The sequence below is a fragment of the Verrucomicrobiia bacterium genome (assembly GCA_019634635.1).
Lineage (GTDB): Bacteria > Verrucomicrobiota > Verrucomicrobiia > Limisphaerales > UBA9464 > UBA9464.
The window spans coordinates 1-25,319 of record JAHCBB010000005.1 but is presented as its reverse complement, the minus strand read 5'-3'; the positions used below and the strand labels follow the sequence as shown (position 1 = coordinate 25,319).

At 67.0% G+C, this 25,319-nt stretch carries 23 protein-coding genes and 1 pseudogene; 13 read left to right on the top strand and 11 right to left on the bottom strand.

What is annotated here, in order from left to right:
• Window positions 1-21 precede the first annotated feature (21 nt).
• Window positions 22-1,092: a LysR family transcriptional regulator gene (locus KF791_04830; protein MBX3731902.1), complete on the bottom strand. Its 1,071-nt coding sequence runs from the start codon at window positions 1,090-1,092 to the stop codon at window positions 22-24.
• A 155-nt stretch (window positions 1,093-1,247) separates the two neighbouring features.
• Here KF791_04830 and KF791_04825 point away from each other — a divergent pair, with 155 nt between their 5' ends.
• Genes KF791_04825 through KF791_04805 form a run of 5 tightly spaced genes read left to right on the top strand, consistent with a single transcriptional unit; the run spans window position 1,248 to window position 7,021 of the window.
• A complete protein-coding gene (locus tag KF791_04825; GenBank protein ID MBX3731901.1) occupies window positions 1,248-3,248 on the top strand; it encodes an ABC transporter substrate-binding protein in 2,001 nt (666 codons plus the stop codon).
• Between the two features lie 5 nt (window positions 3,249-3,253).
• Window positions 3,254-4,468: an STAS domain-containing protein gene (locus KF791_04820; GenBank protein ID MBX3731900.1), complete on the top strand. Its 1,215-nt coding sequence runs from the start codon at window positions 3,254-3,256 to the stop codon at window positions 4,466-4,468.
• A 10-nt stretch (window positions 4,469-4,478) separates the two neighbouring features.
• Window positions 4,479-5,423: an ABC transporter permease gene (locus KF791_04815; GenBank protein MBX3731899.1), complete on the top strand. Its 945-nt coding sequence runs from the start codon at window positions 4,479-4,481 to the stop codon at window positions 5,421-5,423.
• A gap of 6 nt (window positions 5,424-5,429) precedes the next feature.
• Window positions 5,430-6,242 (top strand): ATP-binding cassette domain-containing protein, encoded by an 813-nt coding sequence (locus tag KF791_04810; GenBank protein ID MBX3731898.1) that lies wholly within the window; start codon window positions 5,430-5,432, stop codon window positions 6,240-6,242.
• A gap of 5 nt (window positions 6,243-6,247) precedes the next feature.
• Complete coding sequence (locus KF791_04805; protein ID MBX3731897.1) at window positions 6,248-7,021, top strand: ATP-binding protein; 774 nt, start codon at window positions 6,248-6,250, stop codon at window positions 7,019-7,021.
• On the opposite strand, the gene KF791_04800 is transcribed toward KF791_04805, so the two are convergent.
• The 3 genes from KF791_04800 to KF791_04790 form a co-directional block, all read right to left on the bottom strand.
• Window positions 6,987-8,375, bottom strand: coding sequence for a SpoIIE family protein phosphatase (locus KF791_04800; GenBank protein ID MBX3731896.1), 1,389 nt, complete (start codon window positions 8,373-8,375; stop codon window positions 6,987-6,989). The genes KF791_04805 and KF791_04800 overlap by 35 nt on opposite strands.
• 47 nt (window positions 8,376-8,422) lie before the next feature.
• Window positions 8,423-8,782 carry a hypothetical protein gene (locus tag KF791_04795; GenBank protein MBX3731895.1) on the bottom strand — a complete coding sequence of 120 codons (360 nt, stop codon included), beginning with the start codon at window positions 8,780-8,782 and terminating at the stop codon, window positions 8,423-8,425.
• 72 nt (window positions 8,783-8,854) lie between these two features.
• The gene (locus KF791_04790; GenBank protein MBX3731894.1) at window positions 8,855-11,566 is read right to left on the bottom strand and encodes a PQQ-binding-like beta-propeller repeat protein; all 2,712 of its coding nucleotides are present in this window, start codon (window positions 11,564-11,566) and stop codon (window positions 8,855-8,857) included.
• 635 nt (window positions 11,567-12,201) lie between these two features.
• On the opposite strand from KF791_04790, the gene KF791_04785 reads away from it, so the two are divergent.
• From KF791_04785 to KF791_04755, 7 genes are all read left to right on the top strand, one after another.
• Window positions 12,202-12,516 (top strand): winged helix-turn-helix transcriptional regulator, encoded by a 315-nt coding sequence (locus KF791_04785; protein MBX3731893.1) that lies wholly within the window; start codon window positions 12,202-12,204, stop codon window positions 12,514-12,516.
• 215 nt (window positions 12,517-12,731) lie between these two features.
• Window positions 12,732-13,835 carry an ACR3 family arsenite efflux transporter gene (arsB, locus tag KF791_04780; protein ID MBX3731892.1) on the top strand — a complete coding sequence of 368 codons (1,104 nt, stop codon included), beginning with the start codon at window positions 12,732-12,734 and terminating at the stop codon, window positions 13,833-13,835.
• Between the two features lie 68 nt (window positions 13,836-13,903).
• Window positions 13,904-14,365 carry an arsenate reductase ArsC gene (locus KF791_04775; protein ID MBX3731891.1) on the top strand — a complete coding sequence of 154 codons (462 nt, stop codon included), beginning with the start codon at window positions 13,904-13,906 and terminating at the stop codon, window positions 14,363-14,365.
• A 95-nt stretch (window positions 14,366-14,460) separates the two neighbouring features.
• The gene (locus tag KF791_04770; GenBank protein ID MBX3731890.1) at window positions 14,461-15,066 is read left to right on the top strand and encodes a protein-tyrosine-phosphatase; all 606 of its coding nucleotides are present in this window, start codon (window positions 14,461-14,463) and stop codon (window positions 15,064-15,066) included.
• A gap of 50 nt (window positions 15,067-15,116) precedes the next feature.
• Window positions 15,117-16,820: a hypothetical protein gene (locus KF791_04765; protein MBX3731889.1), complete on the top strand. Its 1,704-nt coding sequence runs from the start codon at window positions 15,117-15,119 to the stop codon at window positions 16,818-16,820.
• Window positions 16,821-16,910: 90 nt separating this feature from the next.
• A complete protein-coding gene (locus KF791_04760) occupies window positions 16,911-17,657 on the top strand; it encodes a hypothetical protein (protein ID MBX3731888.1) in 747 nt (248 codons plus the stop codon).
• A 16-nt stretch (window positions 17,658-17,673) separates the two neighbouring features.
• Window positions 17,674-18,138 carry a DUF4870 domain-containing protein gene (locus KF791_04755; protein MBX3731887.1) on the top strand — a complete coding sequence of 155 codons (465 nt, stop codon included), beginning with the start codon at window positions 17,674-17,676 and terminating at the stop codon, window positions 18,136-18,138.
• Here the strand turns inward: KF791_04755 and larC are convergent.
• The 6 genes from larC to KF791_04725 form a co-directional block, all read right to left on the bottom strand.
• Complete coding sequence (gene larC / locus KF791_04750; GenBank protein ID MBX3731886.1) at window positions 18,131-19,411, bottom strand: nickel pincer cofactor biosynthesis protein LarC; 1,281 nt, start codon at window positions 19,409-19,411, stop codon at window positions 18,131-18,133. The two genes, KF791_04755 and larC, sit on opposite strands and share 8 nt — an antisense overlap.
• 21 nt (window positions 19,412-19,432) lie before the next feature.
• A complete protein-coding gene (argC, locus tag KF791_04745; GenBank protein MBX3731885.1) occupies window positions 19,433-20,506 on the bottom strand; it encodes an N-acetyl-gamma-glutamyl-phosphate reductase in 1,074 nt (357 codons plus the stop codon).
• Between the two features lie 133 nt (window positions 20,507-20,639).
• Complete coding sequence (gene rpsI, locus KF791_04740) at window positions 20,640-21,044, bottom strand: 30S ribosomal protein S9 (GenBank protein MBX3731884.1); 405 nt, start codon at window positions 21,042-21,044, stop codon at window positions 20,640-20,642.
• A gap of 23 nt (window positions 21,045-21,067) precedes the next feature.
• Window positions 21,068-21,502 (bottom strand): 50S ribosomal protein L13, encoded by a 435-nt coding sequence (gene rplM / locus KF791_04735; GenBank protein MBX3731883.1) that lies wholly within the window; start codon window positions 21,500-21,502, stop codon window positions 21,068-21,070.
• A gap of 120 nt (window positions 21,503-21,622) precedes the next feature.
• The gene (locus KF791_04730) at window positions 21,623-22,066 is read right to left on the bottom strand and encodes a DUF202 domain-containing protein (protein ID MBX3731882.1); all 444 of its coding nucleotides are present in this window, start codon (window positions 22,064-22,066) and stop codon (window positions 21,623-21,625) included.
• On the bottom strand, window positions 22,063-24,141 hold the full coding sequence (locus KF791_04725; protein ID MBX3731881.1) for a thioredoxin domain-containing protein: 2,079 nt from the start codon (window positions 24,139-24,141) through the stop codon (window positions 22,063-22,065). The genes KF791_04730 and KF791_04725 overlap by 4 nt, the downstream gene beginning before the upstream one ends.
• 71 nt (window positions 24,142-24,212) lie before the next feature.
• On the opposite strand from KF791_04725, the pseudogene KF791_04720 reads away from it, so the two are divergent.
• Window positions 24,213-24,497: pseudogene (locus KF791_04720) on the top strand (transcription termination factor Rho).
• Between the two features lie 550 nt (window positions 24,498-25,047).
• Here the strand turns inward: KF791_04720 and KF791_04715 are convergent.
• Window positions 25,048-25,188: a hypothetical protein gene (locus KF791_04715; protein ID MBX3731880.1), complete on the bottom strand. Its 141-nt coding sequence runs from the start codon at window positions 25,186-25,188 to the stop codon at window positions 25,048-25,050.
• Window positions 25,189-25,319 lie beyond the last annotated feature (131 nt).

Genomic DNA, 25,319 nt, shown 5'->3' with positions numbered 1-25,319 from the left:
ATCCCGGTGCAGCCGCCTGCGTCAGCCCGCGGCCCGGAGCCGGGCGGGGGATCGGGCGGCCGGATCGGGCGCGGACGGGGCGGCGGAGTGATCGGATGGGTCCGGGGTCCGGTCGGCACGGAGGTTTTCCACCGCGGAACGGCACAGACCCACAAACGTCTCCTCCGCCAGCGTCAGGCGGCGGCCGCGCCAGTAGGTCACCGCCCAGTCCCGACGAAGCCTGCGTCGTCCCAGTGGCAGGGCCACCAGTGACCGTTCTTCCAGCTCCCGCTGCACCACCCAGGGCGCCACAATGCTGACCCCGAGGCCGAGTTTCACCAGCTCCTTGATGGCCTCCATGCTCCCCAGTTCCATCACCGTATTGAGCACGATGTCCTCCGCGCGGAAGTAGGCGTCCACCATGCGGAAGGTCTGGGATGACTTGCGGTAGATGATCAGATTCTGCCCCGCAATCTCGGTCCGCAGCGGCATGCCCATCTTCGCCCACGGATGGAGCGGGTCGGTGACGAATGTCAATTCGTCCGAGAACAGGGGCACCCGGTCAAACCGGGTGTCCGCGGCATCGCTCAGCATCAACGCCAGATCAATCCGTTGTTCTTCCAGACACGTCACCAAGTTCCGGCTGTCACCGGGTTCCACCTGGATGTGGCTGTGCGGAAAGCTCTCCTTGAACTCGCGCAGGACCGCGGGGAGCAGGGAGGTGCAGAGCGTGGCCGTCGCGCCCACCCGGAGCCGTCCGCATCCCCAGCGTCCCAACTGCTCGATGCCATCGCGCGCCACTTCCATCTCGCGCAGCACGACCTTGGCATGCTTGAGCAACTGCTCCCCGGCCTGGGTGAGGATCACCTTCTTGCCCACCCTGTCCAAAAGCCGGCAGCCTGCATCATTCTCCAGCGCCTTCATGGAGTGGCTGACTGCGGATTGGGTGAGAAAAATCTCCCGGGCGGTGACGGTGAAACTCCCCGTGCGGGCAAGGATGGCAAACGCCTGAAGCTGCCGGCTGTCGAAGGGATTTTTCATGAATGAATCCGGTTCATCGAACCCATGGAATCTTGGTGAAGCATTCATCGGGCCGGTCGCCTCCACGGCCATGCGGAACGCGCGATCGGCCTGCATCGTCACTTGTTCATCCCCCCGCCCTTCGACGGTTCCCGGTTTGTGGCGTGATGGGTCGGGAGGCGGGTGGACGTTCGCGGCCGATGGAAACCCGTTGAACCGCGATCGGGTCGCGCGCCATGTTGTCGCGAATGGTCCGCTCCCTCCGCCGCCTGTTGCTGGGGATGGTGTTGATTGCCGCCGCGGCGTCGGTCCTGCTGCTGTCCGATTTGGGATCACGGGTCCGGCGTGACGCCGTGCCCGGCGGGCCGGCGCCGGGACGGACGATGCGCGTGGCGCTGCTCCAGCACGCCTCCCAGTCGGTGCTGGATCAGGGGCGCGAGGGCCTGCTGGCCGGATTGGAGGAACGCGGATGGGTTCCGGGACGCAACCTGGAGCTCAAGCAGTATAACGCCGAGGGTGACCAGTCGGTCTCGCAGACCATTGCCCGGGAGATGAGCAGCGGGGGGTACGACCTCCTGACCACGATCAGCACGGTTTCGATGCAGGCGGTGGCCAATGCCAACAGGTCGGGTGGGACACCGCATGTTTTTGCGCTGGTCTCCGACCCCTCGGTGTCGGGCGTCGGGATCAGCCGGGACGATCCCCTCGATCATCCCGCGCACCTCGCGGGTTTCGGCACCATGCAGCCGATTGCCGGGGCGTTCACCCTCGCACGGGAGATGAATCCGGCGCTCGCAAAGGTCGGGGTCGTCTGGAACGCCGCCGAGGCCAACTCCGAGGCCCAGGTGAAGGTCGCCCGCCGCATCTGCGCCGAACTCGGGATCGAGCTGCTGGAGGCCACCGTGGACAACGCCGCCGCCGTCGCCGAGGCGGCGGGCGCCCTCGTGGCCCGCGGCGTGGATGCCCTGTGGATGGGCGGGGATGTCACGGTGATGACCGCGGCGGACAGCATGATCGCCGTGGCCCGGAAGGCCCGGATTCCTGCCTTCACCGTCATCCCCCCGCATGTGAAGCGCGGCGCACTGTTTGACCTGGGGGCCGACTATTTCGAGGTCGGCCGGCAGTCCGGACACCTTGCCGCGGAAATCCTGGAGGGGCGGAGCCCATCCACTGTGGCGATCACCAACCTGATGCCGGAGATGCTGGCCATCAATCAGCAGGCCCTCGGATCGCTGAAGGACGGGTGGCGCGTGACGTCCGCGATGCTCGAGCGGGCGCAGTTGGTGGTGGATCCGGAGGGGGTGGAACGGCCGAAGACAAAGGTTGCCGCGGCCCCGCCGAATCCGACGGGTAGGAAGTGGAGGATCGCCATTGTCACTTATGTCGAGTCGCCGCCGTCCGAGGAAACCCTTGGCGGCATGATGGACGCCCTGACCCGCGGTCCCCTGGTCGCGGGCAGGGACTACGAGCTGAAGCTCCGCAGCGCGCAGGGCGACATTGCCGCTCTGAACGGCATTTTCGATGCCGTGCTCACCGAGGGCGCCGACCTCGTGGTGCCGCTCTCCACGCCGGCCCTGCAGGCCGCGATTCAAAAGGTGCGCACGGTGCCCATTGTCTTCTCCCTGGTGGCCAATCCGGTCGTCGCCGGGGCCGGGACCAGCGACACGGACCACCTGCCCAACGTGACCGGCGTCTCGGTGCTCTCGCCGGTTGCGGAGGCCCTCACCCTGATCCAAACCCATTTCCCGGCGTATCGTCGGTTCGGGACGCTTTACTGTCCTGCAGAGGCCAACTCGGTGGACCTCAAGGAATCGCTGGAGGCGTTGTGCCGGCAGCGTGGGCTGACGCTGGAGTGCGTCGCAGTGAACACCTCCAGCGAATTGTCCGACGCCGCCCTGTCATTGGTGTCGCGTCCAATTGACGCCATCCTGCAGATTTCGGACAACCTCAGCACTGCCGGATTCAACGCCATCACCCGTGCGGCGCGCCAGACCCGGAAGCCTCTGATCAGCCTGAACAGCACCACCCTGCCGCTGGGCGCGCCGCTGGCGTTTGGGCGCGACTATCACCACGCGGGTGAGGTGACGGCGTGGATGATCGAGCGGGTCGTTCGCGGCGAACCGCCTTCGAAGATGCCGTTCATCCTGCCGCCAAAGCTCTTCCACGGTGCCAGCCCGGCCAATGCCGCCGCGGTGGGCATGGCCCTGCCCGCCGCCCTGCTCCGGGAACTGGACCGGGTGACCGACTGACCGCCATGGAGATCTCCCGGGAATTCTCAGGCGATGTGGTCGTCCTGCGCCTCAACGGCCGGCTGGACGCGAACTGGTGTCATTCGGTGGAAGCGGCCCTGACCGCCGCGGTGCGGGGCGGGGAGCACCGGCTGCATCTCGACATGGGCGGCGTCAGCTACATCAGCTCGGCGGGGTTGCGTGTCCTGCTGACCTTTTTCAAGCAGCTCCGCGCCATCAACGGACTCTTCGGGGTCATCCGTCCGTCCGAGGCGGTTCGTTCCGTTTTGGAGCTTTCCGGACTGCAGATGCTCATGGCCGCCGGGGCCGCCGCCATCGGGGTTGCCGAGGATCATGGCATGGCCCATGCCTCCCCCCGGGCGCGGTATGAAGTCTTCGCCGCCGGCGCGGGCGCCTTCCGCGTCGAGACGCTTGGCACTCCCCAGATGCTCCAGCGGGGCCTTGAAATCCTGCCGGAGCGGAGCCTGCGGTTTGGCGGCCACACCGTGGCGCTGGGTGTGGGCGCGCTGGGAACCCGGTTCGAGGAGGGCATTTCCCGATGCGGTGAATTCCTGGCGGTGGCCGGCGTGGCCGCGTTTCAGCCCGCGGACGCCTCCAGCCGTCCGGACTACCTGCTGAGCGAGGGGGCGCTCATTCCCGAGGGACACCTGGTGCTGGGGCTGTGCGGTGAGGGGTCCTTCGGGACCCTGATCCGCTTCGAGGCCGCGCCGGAATCCCGGACGGTCGGCCTCGGGGAACTTGCCGGGACGGCGCTGGCCCTCAGCGGCGCCCCGGCGGCGGTGCTCGTGGCGATCAGCGAGACCGCCGGCCTCGTTGGGGCCGCCCTGCGGCAGTCGCCGGCGCCAACCGCAGCATCCTCCGCGAATCGTTTTGGATTTCCCCAGATTCGCGACTGGCTGTCGTTCACGGGCGAGCGGGCCTTCCGTGATTCCGTCTCGCTGATGGTCGGCGTCATCGCCCGGCCCGGTTCCCCTTTCGATCCGTGGCTTCGGCCCCTGGGGGGGGACGCCGCACCGCTCGGTCACGTGCATGCGGCCGTGTTCCCCTACCGTCCGTTGCGCAAGGGCCGTCTCGCGCTCACCCCGTCAGTGACGGCGTTGTTCGAGGGCCAGTCCCTGCAGGCCGTGCTGCACCTCCTGAACGATCCCCGCGGCTTCAACGGGGCCGGCGAGAGCGAATGCTACCGGGGCGCCGTGTGGGTCGCCCCAATCCTCCCATAATCCCCGACCCATGACCCTGCTCATCGGCGCATTGACCATCGGCCTCATCCTGTCGCTGCTGGCCCTGGGTGTCCTGGTGTCGTTCCGCATCTTCTCCATGCCGGACATCACCACGGACGGCTCGATCACGCTCGGCGCCGCCATTGCCGCGGTGTTGCTGGTGAAAGGGTTGTCCCCGGTCGTCGCGACCCTCGCTGGCGCGTTGGGTGGCGCCGTGGCGGGGGCGGTCACCGGCATCCTCCACACCCGGTTCAGGATCAATTCGCTGCTGGCGGGCATCCTGGTCATGACGGCGCTCTACTCCGTCAACCTGCACGTCATGGGCCGCAGCAACGTGCCGCTCATGCAGGCCCGAACGCTGGCGACCCAGGGGGAACAGCTTGGGGAATTCCTGTTTCGCGGGCGGACTGTGAACCTCCTGGGATGGCCGGTGGCCTCGGCCGATGTCGCGCTGCCGCTGCTGGCCCTCCTTGGGGTCGCCCTGGCCGGTGGGGCCATGTTCGCCTTCTTCCGGACCCAGTTGGGCACGGCCATGCGCGCCACCGGCGACAACCCCCAGATGATCCGGGCACTGGGCTCCAATGTGGAACGTAACATTGTCATGGGCCTCGCGCTCGCCAACGGATTCGTGGCGCTTTCCGGCGCGCTGCTGGCCCAGTATCAGGGATTCGCCGACGCACAGATGGGGATCGGCATGGTGGTCTGGGGTCTGGCGAGCGTAATCATCGGGGAGGCGTTGACCGGTGCGCGCAGCCTGGGGCTCACCCTCATGGGCACCGTCATGGGGTCGGTCCTGTTCCGGTTGCTGGTCGCCATCGCACTGCGATGGGGATTGAACCCGAACGACCTCAAGCTGATCACCGCCCTCTTTGTCTTTGCCGCCCTCGTGCTCCCCGGAGGGCTCCGCCGCTTCCGTCGCCGGCCCGCGCCGACGCTGGCGGCGGCGGCCCATTGACCCGCCATGCTCGAAGTTGCCGCCATCCGAAAGACGTTTCATCCCGACACGGTCAACGAGGTGCGCGCCCTGCAGGGCGTGACCCTCACCGTCGAGGCCGGCTCGTTTGTCATCGTGCTGGGCATGAACGGCTCCGGCAAATCCACGCTGCTCAATGCCGTGGCCGGCTCGTTCCTGGTGGACGAGGGCGTCATCCGGATTGCCGGCCGCGACGTGACCCGGTGGCCCGAGCACCGGCGGGCACGGCTCATCGGACGCGTGTTCCAGAATCCCTTCAGCGGCACCGCGCCGACCATGTCCATCGCCGAGAACTTTGCCATGGCGAGCCGTCGTGGACACTCCCGCGGCCTCGGCTGGGCGCTGGCGCCGCAGCTCATGCGGTCGTTGCGGGACCGGATCGCCTCGCTGCGGATGGGCCTGGAGGATCGTCTCGACAACGCCATCGGCTCGCTCTCGGGCGGGCAGCGTCAGGCGCTCACGTTGCTCATGGCGACCTGGCTGAAGCCGGAACTGCTGCTGCTTGACGAGCACACCGCCGCGCTGGATCCCAAGAGTGCCGACCAGGTGATCGCCCTGAGCGACGAGGTGATCCGACGGGATCGTCTCACCACCCTGATGGTCACCCATTCCATGCAGCAGGCGGTCAGCCTCGGTGATCGGATCGTCATGATGCATCGCGGGCGGGTGCTGCATGACATCCGGGGCGCGGAGAAGCTGCGGCTGCGCGCTGAAGACCTTCTCGACCGGTTTGAGGAAGTGCGCCGCCGCGAACAACTCGACGAAAGCGCCGCGGCCATGCTCAACGAGCTCTACATCTGAGGCCCATGGTTGGTGTTCCGCGGACCCTTGTCCTCTCCAGCGAGCTCTCGGCGCTGCCCCGCATGGCCGAGGCCGTTCAGGAATGTGGCGCCGCCATCGGGGCGCCGCCCGCAGACACCCACGCGCTGGAGCTTGCCCTGGAGGAGATCGTGACGAACGTCATCCGGCACGGCCACCACGGCCGTCCGGATCGCTCCCTGTCCCTCCGCCTGGAGGCGCCGGCGGCGGACCGGATCCGGGCGGAGGTGACCGACGACGCCGCGGCGTACAATCCCCTCGCGCGTGCGGCGGTGGACACGAACCAACCCGCCGGGGAGCGTCCGGTCGGGGGCCTGGGGGTCCACCTGGTGCGACGGATCATGCACGTCTGCATGTACGAGCGCCGCGGGGACCGGAACGTCTTCACCTTGGAGCGGGCGCTCCGTCGGGCCGTCGGCGCACCCGTGGCGTTGAACCTGGCCGTATCCCGGGTGGGCCTCTCCGCGTTGATTGCGCCTGCTGGCCGTCTTGACGGTCTGTCGAGTCCCGACATGGAACGTCAGGTGCGCCTCCTGATCGCTTCCGGCGTCCGCTCGGTGGACCTGGATCTCGCGGGACTCGACTACGTGAGCAGCGCCGGACTGCGGGTGTTCCTGCGGGTGGCCCGGGAGTTGAAGGCCATCGGAGGGGTTGCCCGGTTCGCGGCCCTCAGCCGGGCTGCCGACGAGGTGATTCGCGTTGCCGGACTGCGGGACCTTCTGGACATCATCCCGTCGGACGTCGCAACGCCACGAGGGTGATGTCGTCGGCCTGAGGGGTCTCCGACTGGTGCGCCTCCACGGCGGCCACCAGCCGTTCGACGAGTTCCGAGCTGTGGCGGAACGGGATGCCTGAAAGGCAGGCGGCGATCCCCTCACCGCCCAACAGCCGGCCTTGAGCGTCCATCGCCTCGGAGACGCCGTCCGAATACACCACCAAGGTGGCCCCCGGACGGAGCACCCGGCGGTGGGTGGGGAACTTTGTTTCCTCAAACACGCCCAGTGGGGCGGCGCACGGGCCATCCAGCCACTCCAGGTCGCCCTGCGGCGTCAACAGTGCCGGGGGGGGATGTCCGGCGTTCGCCCAGGCCAGGTCGCCGCTGCCCGGATCGAGGAGGACGGCGCAGGCGGTCACAAACTGCATCGTGGCATTACGCTCGCAGAGCAGGCGGTTCACCTGCGCCAGGAGGTCTCCGGGCTCGGGGGCCTTGGGGGCCAGGGTTCGCAGGGCAGTGGCCGCCAGCGCCATGAAGACCGCTGCGGGGACGCCCTTGCCGGAGACATCGCCGACCAGCGCGAGGAACCGTCCGTCCGGCAGGAAGAACCCGTCGTACAGATCGCCTCCCGCCTCGCGGGCCGGTCGTAGAAAGGTGGCGAAATCCACGCGCTGGCGCTCGGACGGCTTCAGGTCGGGAGGCAGCAGGCTCCGCTGAATCTCGCCGGCGATGCGCAGTTCGCTTTCGATCGCCTCACGTGCCGCGGTCGCCGTGCGCAGTTCCTCGATGTAGGTCTGCAGCCGGCCCACCAGATAGCTCATCGCCTGCGCCACCGCACCGACCTCGTCGGGACGTTGAGCGGCGGCCGCGACCCCGGGGCGGTCCCAGGCCGACGCCGCAAAATCCTGGTCGGCCAGCCCGCGCAGGGCGTGCGCCAGACGGGCCAGCGGTTCCTTCAGTTCGACATTGCTGAACCGCAGACGTTCCGAGAGCAACGCCGCCACCCGCCGGTGCAGGGTGATGGCGAGCTCCGGATGCTCTCGTTCAATCCGCCGCAACGCATCCGTGGTGAGCCGCCACAGCGAGACCGTCCCGACGGCCTCGACCGTCGCCGTCCTCACCTCCGAGCGGTAGAGTGCCATCTCCCCGAGGAACTGCCCCGGACCCAGCCGCCGCACTTCCGACCGGCGCGCACCGGGCACTTCCAGCACCACCGCCAGTTCGCCGGATGCCACCAGGAACATCGCATCCGCCGGATCCCCCTCCCGGAACAGCACCGCGCCTGCCGTCAGCGTCACCGGCTCCAGGTGCTCCACCCAGATCCGCCGGCTCGTTGCACCCGCCGCAAGCAAGGCCAGCGGGTCCGGATTGCCCTCTGCGGACCGTTCGGGAGCCACCATGGGTTCGTTTTCCAGACCGGAGGGTCCGTCACGGCGCCCGGGCGCCCTCAGCGCCAGGCCACCTCGCTGATGTCCAGGTGCCACGCGCTGCCATCGGAGACCCGCAGGCCGCCGGCCTCGTGCTGATAGGTCACGCGGGAAAGGTCCACGGCGGGCGGAATGACGTTGATGAGCACCTCGCCGCTGGAGGCGGAAACGATGCGGGTGCGGGGCTCGGGGCGGCGGACGAACTGGAACGTCATCTGGTCCACGGCAAAGACCCAACCGGTCGCCCGGATGAGTCCGTTCTCATAGGCCTCCACTTCGCCGACAAAATGGCGATGAGGCTCGTGCTCGAAGTTCCGGCGTTGGATCAGATGGATCTTTTCGCCCGGCTGAAGGATCTGGCGCATTGCGACCGGCAGCATGCACGCCGGCCGCACCGGCGTCGAAGAATGAGTCGGCCCCGATCCAGGGCCCGGGATCGGGACCGACCGTCTCTACGGAAGGATCACGCGGTAGAAGCCGGCCTCCTCTTCGCCAACGATCACCGAGTGACTGGCCCTGCCGCCCTCAATGGCAAGCGTGGCCAGTCGGCGCCACCGCCGGAGATCCGTGGAGGTCATCAGAATGGCCGTGGGCGGGGGTGCCACCACGGAAAAGGTCGCCTCGGACGCACCCACGGAGTCCACCGCGAGGGTGACCGCACCCTCGGGACGCTGGACCGATGCCGACTGCCGGGGATTCTGGCGATGCATCGGCCACGGCGCGTCCGCAGGGGCCTCACCCAGATCATAGGCCTCCAGCACATCGCCCGAGGTCACCAGCAGTGTCCCGTCCACATCAAGGACCGGCGAGCGGACCGGCGCGGAATAGGTCGTTTCAAGGATCCACACCGGTTCTCCGTCGGTCGCGCGCAAAGCCCGGATGGAGTCCAACCCGCTCACCAGCACCAGGCCGCCCGCCGTCAGGACCGGTGTGCCGGCAAGGGTGTCTGTCGGCTCTTGCCACCGAATCGTGCCGTCCGGATCCAGCGCGCAAATCCAATGGCCGGGGAGGGATTGCGGGGTTTCCATCCGGTTCAATCGGACGAACACGCTCCCGTCCGCGGCCACTGCGGGATCGGATTCTATGGACTGCAGGGAGTTCACCTGCCAGGACACCGTCCCGTCCCGCCGAATGGCTTGGAGCCCGCCTTCCGGCAGCAGGAGCTCGCCCTCGCGACCCCAGGGCGGCGCCAGAAATGACTCCACATTGAACTCCAGGGGCGTGCCGGGCAGTTCGGAGCCGTCCGGACGCCACAACATCAGACCCAGGTCCCGAGTGGGCAACGCCACAACCCCGTCTGCCGCAATGGAAGGCGAACTGGAGGCGAACTCGCCAACGACGGACTGCCACTGAATCCGTCCATCGGAGTCGTACACCACGAAGTGCTCGCCGGCCCCCGGGGTCAGAATCCGTCCCTCGACATCAACGGCTGGCGTGGAAAACACCGACGCACCGTTCTCAACGGACCAGTTGGTGGTTCCCAATGGGGAGATGGAATACAGCATTCCCGGTCCGCGAATGACGACGGTCCCGTCCGCAGCGACGACCGGTTGCCCGAAGATTTCGGGAAGGGACCAGAGGACCGAGCCGTCCGGCCTGAGGGCGGTGAGTTCGGAGGGACCCGAAGCGTAGATGGTGCCGTTGGGCGCCACCGCGGGAGGTCGGTGACCGACGGGTGAGAACTGCCAGCGCCGGGGAATGGAGACACTGCGGCCCTCAACCGGCCCGGTGAACGGGCTCAAGCCGCCGGAGTTCCGGGCGCGAATCCAGTACTGGTAGGTGCGTCCGGGCTCCGCCGTGGCATCCACCAGGCTGCGAACCCCGACCGGGAACTCGGCGATCCGAACCGCCCCGGCGAAGCCGGTGTCGTCGCCCCTCCAGAGTTCGTAGGCCGCAGGCCGCCCTACGGGTTCGATCTCGAAGCGGACGCGATTGGCATGGGCAATCGGCGCCTGGACCACCGGGGCTGGTGGTGGCAGGACCGGCCCGGGACGGCTCGATGTGCCGCGCGGATCATGGCGCCCCATTGGCCAGGGCGCGGCGGTGTCGAGTCCGGAGGGCGCCTGATAGGCGAACAATTCGGAGGCAATGACCACCAGCAGTTGTCCGTCCTCCGTGAGAACCGGCGGCTGCGTCGGCTGCCCGGACAGAATGATCGGTTCCAGGGGTTCTCCGGTCTTGCGAAGAATCATGATGCCCCCGCTCGCGGCAACGAGCAGGTGACCGTCTCGGTCCAGCAACGGCGGGTACGGTGTCGGCTCCGGAAGGGGCCGCTGCCAGAGCTCGTTGCCCGCGGCATCCAGCGCGTGCAGCACCGACCTGGAATCCGTGACGAAAATGTGACCTTCGGCGTCCACGACAGGCCCCGTTGGCGATCCTCTTCCGATCGCCAGCCGATTGGTCCAGAGGGGTGTGCCATCCATCTGAAGGGCCATCAGCTCATTGAGACCGTTGAGGACGACCACGCGGTCATCGGACGCCAGCGCCGGCGCGCTCCACTGCGCACCTTCGGACGCCAGGCGCCAGCGGATCTGTCCATGGGGCTCATAGGCGGTCAGGGCGACCGTGTTCACCAGCACGGTGCCGTCTGCCTGAAGGCTGTACTGGCCAGGCGCTCCTCCCGGTACCGACGAGAGGTTGGACGTCCACAACAGCACGCCGTCCGGGCTGTACACCTCAAACTGGGGTGTCAGGAAGCGGGAACGCCCCAGGCAGACCACGGTGCCGTCGTTACCCACCGAGAGGGTGCCACTGGCTGCGGTTGCCGGCGTTTCGAGGAGCACCGCCCCCTCGGCGTTGAGGGCCAGCAGGAGGTTGGTCCCGCCGCGATTCACGGTGATCCAGATCCGTCCGTCCGGACCCACCGTGGGGTTGGCGAGCCCAATCGTCGCGTGGGGCCGGCTCCAAACCTCGGTGCCTCCGGGTGCCACCGCAAAGATCCGTCCGAGATCGGGCGGCTGGTCCAGCGGACCGCGCCGGTTGACCGCCACGATCACGTGACCATTGGTGAGCACCACGGGCGCGGTCAGCGCTCCCGACGCCGACCAGTGCCACAGCAACGGCCCCCCGCTGGCGCGGAGCCGTGGATGCAGCTCGAAGCAGGAAAGCCAGGACAGGATCGCGATCAGGATGCGGAGGTTCCGCTCGTTTGGAAGCTGGGTCATCACTTGCCGGCTTTCTCTTGAGTTGGCAGTTACGGGACGCGACGGCTTCTGCCTGCGCCCCATGTCCATGTCAAGGCGCAGGGAAGTTCGTTCTCGCGGAGCCAGCCACCCCCCAAACGATGGATCATCCCTTCGAGGACTTGGCCGCGGACGACCTGCGGACGCTCGCGGCATGCTCCCGGGATTCGCCTGATGGCAGCGCCCAATGGGTCCGTCACTTCGGGCCGGACTGCACGACGCGGACGCAAACCTGCGTTTGGGGAGCGGATTCGCGTCGCCCCGCGCGGAGCGTCCCGGAGTACATGCGGCCCTCCGCCGTTTTGATCGCGGTTCCAGGTGATTTCGGTTTCTCGTACAGTGACCATCTCTTCGTTGCCCGCATGGCCGGCCCCGGCGCGGAACCAGATTTCCGTCGTCGCGAGTGGAGTGTGAGGGTGCTCCGAGGGCTGACACCAGCGCCCCTGCTGTGTACTTTGGCGCCATGGATTTCAATGTGGCGTTTGCGCCCGCTCTGGGGTTGCAGGGGACGCCCTGGCAGGTATTTCACTGGCATCTTCCGCCGCATCGGCTCCGCGATCGGGTTCGACCTCCCTCATTCCCTCCCTTCCCACGTACGAAATCCTCTTGAGCCGAAAATGTCCCTGCCGTTGAACGCTAGAACCGGCCGCCGCGTGGCGGTGATCAAGGCCCTCGCCCACCCGTCCCGCCTCGCCATCGCCGAGGCGCTCCAGGAGGGTGAACGGTGCGTGTGCGACCTGCGCGATCTCGTGGGCGCCGACCTGTCCACGGTCTCCAAACACCTCACGGTCATGCGCGAGGCGGGGTTGCTCGAAATGGAGAAGCGCGGACTCAACGTCTTTTACCGCCTGAGCTGCCCGTGCCTTCTGAGCTTCCTGGACTGCGTGGACCGCCTGACGCCGGTCCGGGACCGGCGCGCCGCGAGGAAGTGACGCAATCCCGCGGCCGCGATCCGGCAAACGATAGGTCCTTTACTTGGCTAAACGGCCAAGTAGGGTCTGCCGGGTGAACGCGACCACTGATTTGGGCGGCGCGCCGGGTTGTGGCCCTTGTCCACAGGGTCAGCAACCGGCCAGGGGGCGGGCCGCCGACTCCGGGTGCTGCGGACGACGGGACACTTGATGGCGGTCAGAACCGGGCGCGCTTCATGAGCAACGACACCAGATCCATGGGCCTTTTTGAACGGCACCTCTCGCTGTGGGTGGGATTGTGCATCGTCGCGGGCATCCTCTTGGGCAAAGTGGCGCCCGGGCTGGCGCAAACACTGGACGCCATGGCCATCGTGGTGAACGGGGCGCCGGTCGTTTCCATTCCGATCGCCATCTGCCTGTTCTTCATGATGTACCCGATCATGGTGAAGATTGATTTTGGAGAGGTGGTGAAGGCCGGACGCAACCCGAGGCCGGTCCTGCTCACGCTGGTTGTGAACTGGGGAATCAAGCCGTTCACGATGCTCGGCATCGCCACGTTGTTTCTCGGGCATTTGTTCCGCGATTTTCTGCCTGGCACGGAAGTGCTGAAGGACGGGTCCGAGGTGGCGTTGTACCGCTCGTACATTTCGGGCGCCATCCTGCTGGGCATTGCCCCGTGCACGGCCATGGTGCTCGTCTGGGGATACTTGGCGAAGGGCAACCAGGGCCACACTCTGGTCATGGTGGCGGTGAATTCGCTGACCATGTTGTTCCTCTACGGCGTGCTGGGGGGGTGGTTGCTCGGCGTGAATCAGATGCCCGTCCCCTGGCAGGCGCTGCTGTTGTCGGTGGGCATTTACGTCGCCCTGCCGCTGGTCGCCGGATATTGCTCCCGGGCGTGGATCATCCAGACGAAGGGGCCTGAGTGGTTCGCCACGCGGTTTCTGCACGTTCTGACGCCCGTGTCCATCGTGGCCCTGCTGGCGACGCTGGTGTTGTTGTTCAGCTTCAAGGGCCAGACGATCCTGGCCAACCCGCTGACCATCCTCTGGATCGCCATCCCGCTGGCCGTCCAGACGCTGCTGATCTTTGCGGTGACCTATTGGGCCGCCCACCGGCTTCGGTTCACCTACGAGGACGCCGCACCCTCCGCCATGATCGGCGCCTCCAATCACTTCGAGGTCGCCATCGCGACGGCGGTGATGCTCTTCGGGCTGAACTCCGGGGCGGCACTGGCCACCGTGGTGGGTGTCCTGATCGAAGTGCCCCTCATGTTGTTCCTGGTCCGGATTTGCGGGCGGACGCGCGGCTGGTTTCGCCCGGAGGCGCCACCTGCCTGATCCGCCCATGGATCACACCTCCACGTTCAGACGAATCGGAACCACCCTAAGCCGGAGAGCTTCTCCCCATGACCCAACCCACCATTCTGATCCTATGCACCGGCAATTCCTGCCGGAGCCACCTGGCCGAGGGCATTCTGCGCGCCGCGGTTGGCGACCGGTTCCGCATCGAGAGCGCGGGTTCCAAACCTGCCGGATTCGTTCACCCCAAGGCCATCGAGGTCATGCGGGAGATTGGCGTGGACCTTTCCGGGCACCGGAGCAAGCACCTACGCGAGTTTCTCAACCAACCAGTGGACACGGTGATCACCGTGTGCGGCAACGCGGACGCGGTGTGTCCGATGTTTCCGGGGCAGGTGGAGCGTCATCACTGGGGCTTTGATGATCCGGCCCGTGCGACGGGGTCGGAGGAGGAGATTTTGGCGGCGTTTCGTCGAGTCCGGGATGAGATCCGTCGCGTTTTTGAGGCGTATGCCGCCGGCCTGAAGGCCGGCATCCGCCTCTCCAATGCCCCCGTCTGTTCCCCATGAGCTCCTTGATCCCCAATTGGCACCGCTTCCTGGCGGTGGTCGTCTTGTTGTCCGGCAACCTGCTCCGGGCGGATCCGCTCGACGTCCCGGTCCCGGTGCGCACCTATTTGGCGGAGGTGCACCAGGCGGAGGCGGACGTCCCGGGTGTCCGGCGAGCGGAACTTGAGAAGGCCGCCCGCTGGATCCGTTCCCGGCTGGACGCGGGGGAGACCGTTCAGTTGACCTTCATCTGCACCCACAACTCGCGTCGCAGCCATCTGGCCCAGGTGTGGGCGCAGGCCGCCGCCGAGTACTTCGGAGTACGCGGGATTCGCACCCATTCGGGAGGGACCGAGGCGACGGCGTGCAATTCTCGGACCATCGCCGCGTTGCGCCGTGCCGGATTTCAGATCCCGGATCCCCCGGTGGCGGCCAACCCGGTCTATGAAATCCGCTTCTCGGAGGCGCAGCCGCCCCTCAAGGCCTTCTCCAAGGTGTATGACCGCGATGGCAACCCGACATCGGACTACCTGGCCCTGATGTGTTGCAGCCATGCGGATGAGAACTGTCCGATCGTCCGGGGCGCCTCGTCGCGGATTTCTCTGAACTACGAGGATCCCAAGGCGTTCGACGGCTCGCCGGAGGAAGCGGCCACCTACGATGCGCGTTGCCGTGAGATTGCCCGGGACATGGTCTTCATGATGTCCCGAGCGCGGCGGTGATGGCGGCTCCGGCTTCTGCGCCGACCCCGGGCCCGGCTCTGGCTCCGGGCTTGTCGGCACCATTCGTCCGGTGGGAGGTTCCCGGGATGGTCCAGCCGGTGGTGGTCCGGGAGCTACAGGTGCGTTCGCGATCGTCAGCCACGTACTACCTGCGGCTCGGAGCCGCAGCCGCGCCGGTTGCGGTCGGCGCGCTGGTGCTGTTCCTGTCCGGCCTCGCGGGTGGAGCGTGGACCGTCAACGGCGGCCGGATGCTTGCGGTGCTGCTGTGGGTCCTGGTGGCCTGCTGCCTCCTGGAGGGCATCCGGCAGGCGTCCGGGGGCCTGTGCGAGGAACGCCGGGAGGGAACCTTGGGGCTGCTGTTCCTCACCGACCTCACGGGCACGGATGTGGTGCTCGGGAAATTTGCGGGAACGGTGATTTCGGCGGCATACGCCCTCCTGGCCATGTTGCCCATCGTGGCCGTCGCCATCCTGTTTGGCGGCGTCACGGGAGGGGAGGTGGTGCGCCTGTTCGCCGCCCTGCCCGTCATCCTCTCCGTGTCGCTCGCCTGCGGGATCTGGGCCTCGGCCCGCACGGCGGATGGGATGGTGGCCATGGGGGTTGCCCTGGGGATGCTCTTCGGACTCTGCGTCCTTCCCATGGCGTTGGATTTCGTGGTGTTTCGAGGTGCGGCAGGACCTCAAGGCCCGGAATCCTCCCTCTTTGGTTTGGCCAGTCCACTGACCCTCCTTGCGCTGATCCGCGATCAGCCGGGCTCCCAGACAGGAGCCCGGTTTCTGGGAAGCCTCGGCATTCAGGTGGCCTTGGTCGTGAGCCTGGTGGCCCTCGCCGGTCGCGAGGTACGCAGGTCGTGGCGTCAGGAGGCCAGCCCGGAGGTTTCGCCGGCGCAGAGTGCCCGCTGGATCCGGATGGTGCTGCGCGTCAAGGGCCAGCTTGAGGCAGACTTTGGGGACATCACCGCCCACCGGCTGCAATGGCCCCGGTGGAGTCGCGTCCTGGCGGGGTTGGCGTTGCTCATGATGGCCCTTTCCGTGCCGATGGATTTGGCCATCAAGACGGGCTTGTCGCCAACGCCCTGGATGCAACTGCCCCTCATGCTGCTGGCGCTGTCCCGCCACCTGTTGCTGATGGGGATGGCCGCGCGCGTCTTCTCCGATCTTCGGCGTCATGGAGAACTGGAGATTCTGCTGACCACGCCGCTGCGCGAGGCGGACCTCGTGGGACAGATCTGGCGCCGGATGCGCCCGGTCGTCCTGGCGTTGGCCGTCTTGGACGGGCTGACGGGTGCGCTCAGGGGCGTGTTGATGAATCTTCCCAATCTGACCGGGCGGCCCCCGGGAGTGGCAGGTGACGTGGTGGGCGTTGTTCTTGCCAGTTCGATGAGCAACGGCCTCATCAACGGCTTCATGCTGTGGGCGACCGTTTGGGTGGCTTTCTGGCTTGGGCTTCGCACCGGTCGGACTCCCGCGGCGGTCGGCCTGACGTTTGGTGGCGTGATGGTCCTCACCGCCTTCCTGGGGCAGTTCCTGCTGATGGTCGGAGTCTCCTACCTGTGGAGTCGGGTTGTCGGAACCCTCGGACCTAACGCGTTCTCTGTACGGCCGGGCGAGTCTGCGTCCATGAACCTGGGCTACGTCGTCTGGACAAATGCCCCCACGCTGATTTCCGGCGCCCTGCTGTGCACCGCCCTGGCCGTGTGGAGCCGATGGGCGCGACACCGGTTGCTGACCCGGATGCGGTCCTTTGCCGGGTGACCCAAACTGCCCGGCAGCTTTCTGCAACCGCAGCCCGGCTTTTCGGGTTGTCGGTTTGCGGGATGCCCGTTACACCCGCCGACAGCTTCCATGAATCCACGCGCCCTGTCCGCCCTGCTGCCGGTCCTGATGTCCCTGCCCGCGTTCGCAGCCGATCCACCGGCGGCCAAGGCCCCGGCAACCGCCGATGCCGCATTCGCGCGGTTTGTGGAGGCCTTGGGCGGCGAAAAGGCGGTTCGGGAACAAACGACGCGGCAGACCAAAGGGCGCCTGTCGGTGCCGGCGATGGGCCTGGAGGGAAACATCGAGATGTTGCAGTCGGCGCCGCGCCGCACCCTCCAGGTGATCGAGGTGGCGCCTGGAATGACCCTGAGCATGGGCAGTGATGGAACGGTCGCCTGGATGACCTTTCCGGGGATCGGGGCTCAGGAGATCGAGGGGGAACAGCGCCAGAACTTCATCGAGGACGCCGACATCTTCCGGATGCTGGAACTCCCCAAGCGGTACTCAAAGTCGGAGACCAAAGGATCTCAGAAGCTGGACGATGTGGAGGTGGATCTGGTTGTCGGGACCACCCCGGCGGGGCGCACGGAAACCCTCTACTTCTCCCGCGCGGACGGCCTGTTGCGACGCTGGGACCGGCAGATCCTGACCCAGGCCGGCAGCTGGGAACCGGGAGAAACGTGGTTGGAGGACTACCGGGCCGTGGACGGAATCCAGGTGCCATTCAAGATCCGCCAGCCCAAGCCGGAGTCTGGTGCCTTCGAGATCGTGGTATCGGAAGTGAAGCACGGGGTGCCTGCTCCCGCGGAGAGATTCCGCAAGCCGACCGAGTGAAGTCCGTCCCCATTTCATGAGCGACGATTCCTCCAATCCTCCCATCCCTCCATCGGCTCCCGATCCCGGCCCCGGGACGGCAATCGGGAGCGGATCGGTTCCGACGTCGGGACCCGAACCGCTTCCCCCGTCACCCGCGCCAGACAACGCCAGGACCTGGGAGGTGGCCTGTCACCTGGCGGCATTTTCCGGATACCTCACCGGTGTGGGCTGGATTCTCGGCCCGCTGATTGTCTGGTTGCTCAAGCGATCAGAACTCCCGGGAGTGGATGCGCACGGCAAGGAGGCCCTGAACTTCCAGTTGTCGGTCCTGCTGTGGGCACTCGTCATTTTTGCTGGCTCGTTGCTGACGTGCGGCATGACCCTGCCGCTGCTGCTGGTGATTGGTGTGGGTCAGATCGTCCTGATGATCATCGGCGCGATCCAGGCGGGCAGCGGGAAACTGTACCGCTACCCGCTCACGATCCGCTTCATCACCTGAGATCACGGGCCGCCACGCGTGCCGCATCGAGGACGGTCTGCACGGACACCCCCGCCTGGACGGCCTTGTCGCGGCAGGCATCAAACTCCGGCGCCGCGTGGACCACTTCGCCATCCAGTCGGCCAAGCTTGACGGGGATCTCCCCAAACCCGGTCCGGACCCGCACCACCTCACGACGCAGCTTGCGGCGTTCCCATGTGGCGCGGCGGACGCCGAAGGCGCTGGTGTGCCGGAGCAGGCGTTCCGTGAACCGGTCGGCATCGGAGGCGGCGCACAGCACGGTCAGCAGGACTCCCGGACGATTCTTCTTCATCTGGATCGGCGTGTGAAAGACGTCGAGTGCCCCGGCTTTCAGGGTGGACTCCACCAGGTGGCCCAGCACCTCGCCCGTCGAGTCGTCGAGATTGGTTTCCAGCACGACCACGGTGTCGGTTTCCCAGTCGTGATCCGCGACCATGACTTCCGGGGAGTCGGCCAGCACGGCGCGGACGACGTTCGGACGGGTGCGGTGGTTTCGGGAGCCTAGACCATAGCCGATCTTCCGCGGCACAAGTCCCGCCATCGGGGCAAAGGATTCTGAAAACTCGGCCAGCAGGGCGGCCCCGGTGGGGGTGAGCAGTTCGTGCGGTTCCTCACATTGGGTGAGCGCAATGCCGCGCGCCCCCAGGATCTCGAGGGTGGCGGCGGTCGGAATGGGGAAGCGTCCGTGGGCGCAGGTGACCCATCCGGTGCCCTCGACCACCGGGCTTGCGAGCACGCGGGGACGTCCGAGCAGGTCGAGGGCAATGCACGCCCCGACGATATCCACAATTGAATCCACGGCACCGACCTCATGGAAGTGCACCTCCTCCGGGGCCACGCCATGAATCTTGCCTTCGGCGACGGCGACCCGGTGGAACACGGCCACGGCCTTTTCGCGCACCCAGGCGGCCAGAGGACTTCGCTGAATCAGGTCGCGAATTTCCCGGAAAGTGCGCTGTCCGACGTGGGAATGAGCGGGTCCAGGACCGTGATCGTGACTCTGGCTGTGGTCGTGGCTGTGATCATCGCCGTGGTCGTGGTCGCAGGCGTGCCCGTCCTCCAGGTGCACATCGAATTTGCAGCCCTCAATGGAGTCCCTGCGTCCGCGGCCTGCGTGCAGGTGGTACCCTCCGAGCTTCAACTGCTTCAATTCGCGATCCAGCGCCCGGAAATCCACGCCAAGATCAAGCATCGCCCCTAGGAACATGTCGCCGCTGAGACCGCTGAACACATCGAGATAGAGGGTTTGCATGGGTCGGAAGGGGTTGGGCGACTACACGAGGCCGGCGGTTTCGGGGAACCCGAAGCGGAGGTTCATGCTTTGGACCGCCTGGCCACTGGCGCCCTTGATGATGTTGTCTTCGGCGCTGAGGACGAGGAGGCGTCCGGTGCGGGGATCCAGCCGCCAGGCGATTTCGAGTACGTTGGTGCCGGCCACGTTCTTGGTGTCCGGCAGGGCGCGCCCCTCGAGCAGTCGGACGAAGGGTTCCTGTCCGTACGCCGTCCGGTAGCAATCGCCGATTTCCTTACCCAGGGCCGCCGCCTCGTCAGCGCCGGTGAAATGGCGGGTGGGCGCCAGGTACAACGTCGTGAGAATGCCCCGATTCACGGGAATTAGGTGGGGTGTGAACTGGACGGTGACCGGCTCACCGGCGGCGAGGGTGAGTTCCTGTTCGATTTCGGAGAGGTGACGGTGCTTGGGGATCCCGTAGGGACGAACGCTCTCGTTGCACTCGCAGAAGAGATAGTCGGCATCCGCCTTGCGCCCCGCCCCGCTCACCCCGCTGAGGGAGTCGGCGATGATGCCCGCGGACCGGATCAGTCCGGCGCGCAACAGGGGCAGGATCGGCAGGAGGATGCTCGTGGGATAGCAGCCCGGGGATGCGATGAGAGAGGCGGTGCGAATGCGGTCGCGGTACACTTCGGGAAGGCCGTACACCGCCTCCTTGAGCAGGTCCGGCGCTGGGTGATCGTGCCCGTAAAATTCCCGGTACACCATGGCGTCCCTCAGACGGAAGTCGGCGCTGAGATCAATCACAATGACACCGGCAGCCCGCAGGGGGACGGCGAATTCGGCTGCCACTCCATGGGGCAGCGCCAGGAAGACCACGTCGGCCCGGGTGGCCAGCGCGTTGGCATCGGGCTCGTCAAAGGTGAGTGACCGCGCGTCCGGATTGCTGGCGAACCGCGGGAACACCTCGGCGACCGACTGTCCGGCGCTGGCCCGGGAGGTCACCGCCACCAGGTCCGCATGGGGATGGTTGAGCAGCAGCCGCACCAGTTCCTCGCCGGAGTAGCCGGAGGCACCGATGATCGCGGCCCGGATGGGAGCTGGGCATTCGTGCATGAACGTTTCGGAAGCGGGAGTGTCCCGCGGGCAGACGGGGTTTGCAAACCCCGCCGACGTACCGGGGGTGCCGTTCGCGAAAAAGCCCCGCGGGAGGGATCCCGGCGGGGCTGCTCGTCCGCAATGTGGCGGCTCAGCGTTTGCTGAACTGGAAGCGCTTGCGGGCGCCCGGCTGGCCGTACTTCTTGCGCTCGCGCATCCGGGGATCGCGGGTCAGCAGCTTCTCCGCCTTGAGCAGCGGCCGGAGGGCGGCGTCCACGGTGAGCAGCGCACGGGCGATGCCGTGCCGGCAGGCGACGGCCTGCCCGTTGGGTCCGCCCCCCTTGACCGAAATCACCACATCGAACTTGCCGGTGGTGGAGGTCACGGCGAACGGCTGGTTCACTGCGGTGCGGTGGGACTCCACCGGAAAATAAACCTCCAGAGGACGTTCGTTGACGACGATGGAGCCGGTGCCGGGAGCCAGGCGCACCCGGGCCACGGCGGTCTTGCGGCGTCCGGTGCCGAGGTGTTTGACGGGCGGGACGGTTTGGGACATGGGAATCGGTGCGTCGTTGTAAGTCAGCGGGTGTACGCCATGGGTTCCGGCTTCTGGGCTGCGTACTGGTGGGTGGGCCCGATGCACACCTTGAGCTTGGTGATCAGGCGGTCCCCGAGACGGTTCTTGGGGAGCATCCCGCGCACGGCGTGATGGACCAGCCGCTCGGGATGCTTCTCGCGGACCTGGGCGGCGGTGCGGTACTTTTCGCCGCCCTTCCAGCCGGAGTAGCTCATGTATTGCTTGGCGGTCTCCTTGTTGCCGGTCAGCACCACCTGCTCGGCATTGACCACCACCACAAAGTCACCCGCGTCGAGATGCGGCGTGAACGACGGTTTGTCCTTGCCGCGCAGGGCGTCCGCAACCTGGACCGCGAGACGGCCCAACACGGCGCCCTTGGCGTCAATCACGCGCCATCTGCGCCGCTGTACATCCACCTTGGGAAGAAAGGTCTTCATCGAATCCCCGGAAAGGGAACGGGATTCCTATCAAAGGACGGGACTGGGTCAACGGGTTTTTCGGGAAAGTTGGATGGCAGCGCAGCGGATCACGTGGTGCCGGTCCTCGTGGATCAGGGATTACGGGACGTCTGTTGCGGGCGGGCCGGGGTTGGGAAGCGCGTGGAGGGATGCTTCCGTGGATCGCAGGTTGACCGCCAGGAGCAATCCGACGACGGCGAGGGCGATGGCAACCAGCAGCGGGAACCGGTGGTGCAGCGGGGCATCCGGACCCAACCGGCGCAGGTCGCGAAGGTAGAGTTGATGCCGGACGGTCGCCGCGACCAGCACGCCCGTCCCCAGCAGGACCAGGACGATACCCGAAAGAGTGGACGCTCCCTGGGCCACCGGGGTCGCGATGCCCCGGACGGCAAGGATTTCATCAAGAAACAGCCTCAGTTTGGCCACCACCAGGCCGAATCCCATCAACCCCACCCCGGTGCGGATCCAGGCCAGGAGCGTCCGCTCGGCGGCAAGGGGAATCCGGGGATCCACCGGCGGCGGGAGGGAAGGCTGGTCGTTCACCGGGGCTGGGTCCTCAGAAAGCTGCGGACCGCAGCCGGGTCCTGGGTCGGTGGCTGGCAGGCGGTTCCGCTGCAGCAGTAGGCCACGGCCCTCCCCGCGACTGCGGGAAGGTTCCTCGCAAACGGGTCCACCGGCCCGGAGGTCCCAAGGATGACCCGGTGCGGCTGAAAAACGCTGTGGGCCGCCCTCAGGAGCGACCGGGTGTCGTCCGCGATGGGATCGCCGGCAATCACGATGCGCTGCGGTTCCTGGAGGGCGAAATCGAGCGCCATGAGGAGGTGGGGCACGGCTTGCGGTGACTGATGCAGCCGCTGGGCGAAGAGCCGGATGGTCCGTTCGGCCGCCTCCCGCCAGTCCTTCCGGTCGCAGATGGCCGCGAGGCGCAACAGGGCGAGCGTCGCCACACTGTTTCCTCCCGGTTCGGCTCCGTCATACTCCTCCTTGGTCCGCACCAGGACGTCCCCGGCTCCGGCGACCGTCTGCCAGAACCCGCCGGCCTCGGCATCGAAAAACCGTGCGATCATCGCCACCGCGAGATCCGCCGCGAACTGAAGCGTGTCGGGATCCAGCGTCGCCTCGTACAGGTCCACCACCCCGGCCAGGAGGTGGGCGTAGGGATCCAGCAGTTGCACCGTATCGCGATGCCCGTCTCGCCAGCGGCTGTGCAGGGTCCGGGAGGATGGATCCCACATCCGGGTCTTGAGGAATTCCAGGTTGCGCCGGGCGGTCCGACCGAAGGCCGCGTCGCCGAGCACCGCGTGAGCCCGCGCAAAGGCTCCGAGCATCATGCCGTTCCAGGAGGTGAGGATCTTGTCATCGCGGTGCGGGCGCACCCGCCGGGCGCGCGCCGCGAGGAGCCGGGTTCGTGCGGAGGCCGCCAGCGCCGCTTCGCTCTCGGTGAGCTTTGGATCCGCAATGCTGAGGACGTTCTGCCCGGGCAGGGGGTCCGGGTCGGAGTGGTCGAGGAAGTTGCCCTGGGCCGTCACGCCAAAATGGCGGGACGCCACCGCACATTCCTCCGGGGTGAGCAGTTGCTGGAATTCAGCGAGCGTCCAGCAGTAGAACCGTCCTTCGCGACCTTCACTGTCGGCGTCCTCCGCGGAATGGAATCCGCCGTCCGCATGGGTCATGTCCCGTTCCACATAGCCGAGCACGCCGCGTGCCACGTCGGCGGAGCCGGGGTCGTCGCCGGCGAGGTGGGACTCGAGGTGGAGCTGCACCAGCTGGGCCTGGTCGTAGAGCATCTTTTCGAAGTGCGGCACCAGCCACCGCTCATCCACCGAGTAACGGGCGTACCCTCCGCCAAGCTGGTCGTACAGGCCGCCCGCCGCCATGGCCCGGCAGGTGTGCCGGACCGCCTCGACGGCTTCGTTCGCGCCAAAACGGTGCGCGTAGCGCAGGAGGAACAGGGGTTGGCTGGGGCGGGGAAATTTTGGGGCGCCGCCGAAGCCGCCGTTCACGGCGTCGTATTCGGACAGGAAGGTCTGCCCGGCACCGTGCAGTTCCCGCTCACCCGCGGGATAGGCGTTGCCGGGGTCGTGCGCACCCATCCCCCGGAGCTGGGAGGTGTTGTCACGCGCGGACTCGACGAGTTCCGTGCGGCGCGTCGTCCACAGCGCGGCAATCCGTTCGAGCACCTGTCGGAATGAGGGCCGTCCGTGGCGCGGCTCCGGCGGAAAGTAGGTGCCGCCAAAAATCGGCTCCAGCGCCGGGGTCAGAAAAACATTCAGCGGCCAGCCCCCCGCGCCCGTGGTGGCCTGGACGAAGCTCATGTAAATCCGGTCAATGTCCGGTCGCTCCTCGCGGTCCAGCTTGATGGCGACGAAGTGTTCATTGAGCAGGCGCCCGATGGCCTCATCGGAAAACGACTCACGTTCCATCACATGGCACCAGTGACAGGTGGAATATCCGATGCTGAGGAAGATCGGACGATCCGCGGCCCGTGCCCGTGCGAAGGCCGCATCGCCCCAGGGATGCCAGTCCACCGGGTTGTGCGCGTGCTGAAGCAGGTACGGTGACTGCTCTGACGCCAGGTGATTGGTGTGCGCGGGAGGGGCGTCCGGCGCGGCGGCAATGCGGCTCACGATGCGCCCAGCATAACGGGGCTGCCGGAAAAGGCTAAGCACTACCGACCCGGCCTCCGGGCTTGGTCCTCCTCGTTGACGAACGTCCCGAGGACGTCACCGACTTCCAGCGCAGCGTCAAGGCCGGGGACGGCGCCTCCAGCAACGACATGGAACTCGAGACCCACGTCCGCCTCAGCCGCTTCATGATCGAACGCTGCCGCCGCATGGTCGAAGCCGGCAAGGGTGTCCTCGTCCTTCGCGACTCCCTTACCCGCGTCGCCCGCGCCTACAACTCCGTCCATGGCGGCTCCGGCCGCACCATGACCGGCGGTGTGGACGCCCGCGCCCTCAAAATCCCCCGCAAGAAGTTCAAAACCAACGACGAACTCCTCGCCAAGCTCGGCGGCACCTGAGCGACCGAAACGTCCTCCAGCGGAATCCCACTTTGCCCAGGGCGGCCACTCGGTCGCCCTGTTTTTTTGTGGTGCCGGCTGGTCCGGTGGGCTGGTGTTGCGGCCATACCGAGGACCGCTTACGCCCACAGCACCGAGCGATCGATTTCACGGTGGGCCGGCCGGTCCGAGCCGTCGCCATCCGCAGTTCGTCGCGGAGAATTGCAAGGCAGAACCCCACGCGTGATCTGGCTTCGGTGGACTGGCGGTCAAGGTGGAGCGCAGCGCAGCGAGCAGTACCTTGACGGCCAGGCCGCGGAAGCCCACCCGAAGGGTTCAAGCGGTGGGACAGCACGACGCCGCGCCGTGCGCCAGAAGTATCTGCTACCCGATAGCCTGATTCGTTGCGCCAAAGGGGTGTTACCGGGGCTTCCTTCCGTCCGGGTCGGTGGAGCGGAGCTTGGGAGGGCTGCGAAGCAGCCCTCCCAAGCGTAGCGGAACCGACCCGGACGGGCGCTGCCGCTCACACCTCCACCCGGCGCATCCGCTCGATCTCCTTCGGCCCGGCTTCGATCTCCCGCTTCAACGCAAACGGGTTCAGCCGTCTCTTCTCGGCATCCAGCCGCCGTTTCGTCTCCGGCGTCGCCTCTCCGCTTTCCAGCACCCGCGCCAGCGGGGTCCGATAAAGATGAAGTTAAAGTGACAGGTTCACGGACCGCCGCTGGTTGGTGTTGCTTCGGCAGCCCAAAGGAAGCCGACCAGTTCCCGGGCGACGGCGGTCAGCGCCACCACGGT